The 5,269-nt window shown below is 68.7% G+C and carries 3 protein-coding genes; all 3 read left to right on the top strand.

Features of this window, described 5'->3' with window-relative positions; all coding sequences use genetic code 11:
* Positions 1-62: 62 nt before the first annotated feature.
* Positions 63-1,598, top strand: a complete 1,536-nt coding sequence (locus QZ433_RS03470; protein ID WP_295780026.1) for a sugar ABC transporter ATP-binding protein — start codon at positions 63-65, stop codon at positions 1,596-1,598.
* Entirely contained in the window at positions 1,591-2,625 is a 1,035-nt protein-coding gene (locus QZ433_RS03475; protein WP_295780027.1) for a LacI family DNA-binding transcriptional regulator, read from the top strand. The genes QZ433_RS03470 and QZ433_RS03475 overlap by 8 nt, the downstream gene beginning before the upstream one ends.
* A 183-nt stretch (positions 2,626-2,808) precedes the next feature.
* Positions 2,809-5,269: LamG-like jellyroll fold domain-containing protein (locus QZ433_RS03480; RefSeq protein ID WP_366761873.1), on the top strand; the 2,461-nt coding region annotated here is incomplete at its 3' end.

Genomic DNA, 5,269 nt, shown 5'->3' on the forward strand with positions numbered 1-5,269 from the left:
GCGGCCGAGAACACGGGCCGCGGTGTTAGCGCTCTCGCGTCGTGGGAGGCATGATGTACCTCATGCCCGCCACCGTCGCCCCGCCCCTCCTCGAGGTGCGCGGGGCGTCGGTGCGTTTCGGTGTCGAGTCCGCCCTGTCGGGCGTCGACTTCCTGCTCCGCGCCGGCGAGGTGCACTCGCTGATGGGCGAGAACGGCGCCGGGAAGTCCACCCTCATCAAGGCCATCACCGGCGCACTGCGGCTGGACTCCGGCGACATCCTGGTCGACGGGGTGCGCTGTCGTTTCTCATCCCCCGCCGAGGCGCAGGCGGCCGGTATCTCGACGGTCTACCAAGAGATCGATCTGCTGCCCAATCTCACGGTCGCCGAGAACATCTGGCTCGGGCGTGAACCCCGCCGCTGGGGGATCATCGATCACGCCGCGATGCGCGAGCACGCCGCGGCGGCGCTGTCCGCGCTCGGCGTCGAGGTCGACCCGGCCTCGGTGCTGTCGTCGCATCCCCTCGCGATCCAACAGCTCGTCGCGATCGCGCGGGCCGTGTCGGTCGACGTCAAGGTCCTCGTACTCGACGAGCCGACCTCCAGCCTCGACGCCGATGAGGTCGCCGAGCTCTTCCGCGTCATCCGCGAGCTCAAAGAGACCGGCATCGCGGTGGTCTTCGTCTCGCACTTCCTCGACCAGGTCTACGAGATCTGCGATCGGGTCACGGTCTTGCGCGGCGGTCGCCTGGTGGGCGAGTACGCCACGCGCGAGTTGCTGCGTATCGACCTCGTCGAGAAGATGCTGGGCGCCGCGGCCTCGTCGCTCGCGCCCATCGGGCAACGCGTGCTCGACGACGACGACAGCCCGTCGGTGATCAGCGCGCGGGGGCTCGCCTCCGGCCCGCGGCTGAAGGAGGCCGACGTCGATCTCGGTGAGGGCGAGGTCATCGGGGTGGCGGGTCTGCTGGGCTCCGGCCGCAGCGAGCTGGCGCGCGCGCTCACCGGAGTCGACCGCCCGACAACGGGTGAAGTGACCATCGACGGGCAGCCCGTTCGCCTCACCTCTCCGCGTGACGCGATCGCGCAGCGCATCGCCTATTCGTCCGAGAACCGTCGCACCGAGGGCGTCATCGGCGACCTGAGCGTCCTGGACAACATCAGCCTCGCGCTGCAGGCGCAGCGCGGCATCTTCCACCGGCTGAGCACCGCCCGTCGCCGCGAGCTCGCGCACAGCTGGGTCGAGGCGCTGCACATCCGACCCGCCGACATCGATCGACCGGTGTCGACGCTGTCGGGCGGCAATCAACAGAAGGTGCTGCTGGCACGACTTCTGGCCTTGTCCCCGCGGGTGATCGTGCTCGACGAGCCGACGCGCGGGATCGATGTCGGCGCCAAAGCCGAGATCCAGCGCTTGGTGGGCGAGTTGTCCGACAACGGCCTCTCGATCATCTACATCTCGGCAGAGCTCGACGAGGTGCTGCGCGTGGCGCATCTGGTCGCGGTCATGCGCGATGGTGTCGTCGCGCAGATCGTGCCCGCCGTCGACCTGACCCCAGACGCCCTTCTCGCTCTCGTGGCCAAGCCCGAGAGCCCGGAGACGGGCGCCGATGACTGACGGCAAACCCGCGCGCACGGCCAATATCTTCGACGTCGCACGCCTCGCCGGGGTGTCGCATCAGACGGTGTCGCGCGTGCTCAACAACATGCCGAACGTGCGCCCGGCGACCCGGGCCCGCGTCGAGCAGGCGATCGCCCAGCTGCGGTACAGTCCGTCCCCTGCGGCGCGCGCCCTGGTCACGCGACGCACACGCACCATCGGCCTCGTCCAGCCGGGATCGGTCGATTACGGCCCGTCATCGATCGCGATGAACTTCAACTTCGCGGCCCGCGCCGCGCGTTACAACGTCGACGCGATCAGCTCGCCCGAGAACGAGGTCGCCGCGGTTCGTGCAGCGATCGACGGTCTTCTGAAACAGCGAGTGGATGCCATCGTCCTCATCGTCGTGGACACCGAGGTGCTCGCGGCGGTCCAGGCCCTCGAACTCGACATCCCGCTCGTCGCCGTCGCGACCACGAGCCGCCCGCATCCGCGTCTGGTGGCGATCGACCAGTACCGTGCTGCGCGCAGCGCCGTGCGGCATCTGCGCGAAGCCGGCTACGGACCCATCCGCCACATCGCCGGGCCGGCCCGCAACCCCGACGCCGTCGAACGTCTGCGGGGATGGAGAGATGAGTTGGCGGCATCCCGGAGCGAGGCCATGGGCGTGGTCCACGGCGACTGGTCGGCCGCGAGCGGTCATCGGATCGCCGCCGAGGCCGACATCGCACCGGGGGAGGGGATCTTCGTCGCGAACGACCACATGGCCATCGGTGTGCTGTCGGCGCTTCGGGAGCGTGGGCTGCGGGTGCCCGAAGACGTCGGTGTGGTCGGTATCGACGACGTACCCGAGGCGGGGTTCCTCTACCCGTCGTTGACGACCGTCCGTCAGGACTTCGCCGCCCTCGGCGAGATCCTGATGCAGAAGGTGCTCCTCGCCGTCGAAGAGCCGGACACCGTCAGCGAGAGCACGCCGCTGCCGACGCGTCTGATCGTGCGCGATTCCGCGCCCATGGTGCGACCCGTCACGCGTTCCTCGCGCTGACGCGCCGCCCGTCGCGTCCGTCGCGGGGACGGCAGCCCCCGGCGGTCGGTCCTCGCCCGGTGCGCGACCATTACCGCTTCCTCGCGAGGCCTCTGTTGTGACGGAGACTGTGAGCGCTAACATAACGGGGTCCGTCGACGTCGACGGTCTGCAAAGACGCAATCACGAGAGGACCCCGCCCCCGTGCCATTCAATCCCGCCGCGGCGCCCCCACGCCGCACACCGCTGTGGGCACTGACCATTCCGGTCGTCGCCGCCCTGGTCGCTGCACCCCTCACCGTCCCGCTCGTGGCCGGTGCGGCCGAGATCGACCCGCAGCTCGTGCTCTCCTACCCCCTCGACGAGTCGAGCGGAACGGTCGCGCACGACACGTCCGGTCATGACAAGAACGCGACCCTCGTCGGCGGTCCGACGCTCGCCGGGGCGGACGGTGTCCGACTCGACGGCGTCGACGACTACGTGCAGCTCCCGAACGACGTGCTCAAGGGGCTCACCTCGGTGACCGTCAGCGCAGACGTGATCATCCGGCCTGAACAGTCCGGTGATTACTTCCTCTGGGGCCTGGGCAACACGACCGACTGGTTCGGCGACGGCTACCTCTTCGCGACGGGGAACCCGGCTCGCGCGGGCATCGCGTCCGGCAACTGGTCGACGGAGCAGGTGGCGCGCGGGGGAACGGACCTGGCTCGAGGTGAGTGGAAGACGGTCACCTACACCCTCGACGCGCCCACCAAGACGGCGCGTCTCTACATCGACGGCCGGCAGGTCGCCGAGAACACCAACACGACCACGACGCCCGGTCAGATCGGCGGCGGGACCACCACCAAGAACTACCTGGGCCGTTCGAACTACACCCCCGACAAGCTGCTCGCGGGCAGCATCCGCGACTTCCGCCTGTACGACGGGGCCCTGAGCGCCACGCAGGTGCAGGGGCTGATCAGGACCCCGGAGGACGGTGCCGCGGTCGCGAGCGCCCTCTCGGCCCTCACCGTCACGAACATCGACGACGTGCGCGGCAATCTCACTCTGCCCGGGAGCTCCCAGGGTCTGCCGGTGACGTGGACCTCGGCGAACGGCGACGTCATCGCGGCCGACGGTACCGTGACGCGACCCGACACCGACACGACCGTCGAGCTGACGGCATCCGTCACCAAGAATGCGACCACGCAGAAGCGCACGTTCTCCGCCGCGGTGCGCAAAGCCGCGGACATCGGCCCGTTCGAGGGATACACCTTCGCCTACTTCACCGGGAACTCCGTCGCGGGCGAGAACATCTTCTTCGCGGCGAGCAACGGCAACAACGCCCTGTCGTGGACCGAGCTGAACGGTGGACAGCCGAAGCTCACCTCGACGTACGGCGAGAAGGGGCTGCGGGACCCGTTCCTCATCCGCTCTCCCGAGGGCGACACGTTCTACCTCATCGCGACCGACCTCTCGATCGGCCGCAACGGCGATTGGGGTCGCGCGCAGCGTCAGGGGTCGAAATACCTCGAGGTATGGGAATCGCACGACCTGATCACCTGGAGCCCGCAGCGCCATGTGAAGGTCTCGCCCGACACCGCCGGGAACACCTGGGCGCCCGAAGCGTATTACGACGAATCGCTCGGGGAGTACGTCGTGTTCTGGGCCTCGCAGCTCTACCCCGAGAGCGACCCGAACCACACCACCAACAGCTACAACCGCATGCTGTACGCGACCACGCGTGACTTCGTGACGTTCAGCGACACGAAGATCTGGCAGGACGGGATGTCGCGCATCGACTCCACCGTCATCAAGGCGAACGGCGTCTACCAGCGTTTCACCAAGGACGAAGGCGCCGGCACCACCGGGTGCAGCGACATCATCCAGGAGAGCTCGCCCGTGTTGACGGCCCCGCTGGATCAGTGGAAGGGCGTCACCTCGTGCATCGGCCGGAACGCCGGTACGGGCGCGGTCGAAGGCCCCAGCATCTTCAAGGCCAACCCCGGCGACGTCAACGGCGACAAGTACTACCTGTTCGTCGACGAGTACGGCGGACGCGGGTACATCCCCCTGGCGACGACCGACATCGCCAACCCGAACTGGCAGGTGCCGGCGAGCTACCGCCTCCCCGCCAGCCCCCGCCACGGAACGGTCATGCCGGTGACGGCAGCAGAACTCGCCGCGCTGCGCGCGGACCTGCCGCAGCCGCTGGCGGCCAACGCCAATGGCGAGATCCTGCACTACGACTTCGAAGATGCTCCCGGCGCGGTGTTGCACGACCGCTCGGGAGCCGGACGTGACGCGCAGGTTCAGGGCGGAGCGACATTCGCCGACGGCGCGCTGGTCTTCGACGGCACCAACGATTACGTCGACCTGCCCGACAACGTGCTCGTCGGTGTGAACGACTTCAGCATCGAGGCGGAGCTGCGCATCGACCCCGCCCAGCGGAACCCCTACTTCCTGTACGGCTTCGGCAATACGGGGGGCAATGGACAGGGCAACGGCTACCTCTTCTCGACGGGCGACGGTCGCTACCGGGGAGCCTTGACCACGGGTAACTGGACCGGCGAGCAGAACGCCGAGTCCGCGGCGGCGCTCCCGCGAGGCCAGTGGGTCCACCTCACCTACACCCTGCAGGGCAGCACGGCCCGCCTGTACCTCGACGGCCAGCAGGTCGCCGAGA

The organism is uncultured Microbacterium sp. (assembly GCF_913776565.1).
In the GTDB taxonomy this organism is placed as follows: Bacteria; Actinomycetota; Actinomycetes; order Actinomycetales; family Microbacteriaceae; genus Microbacterium.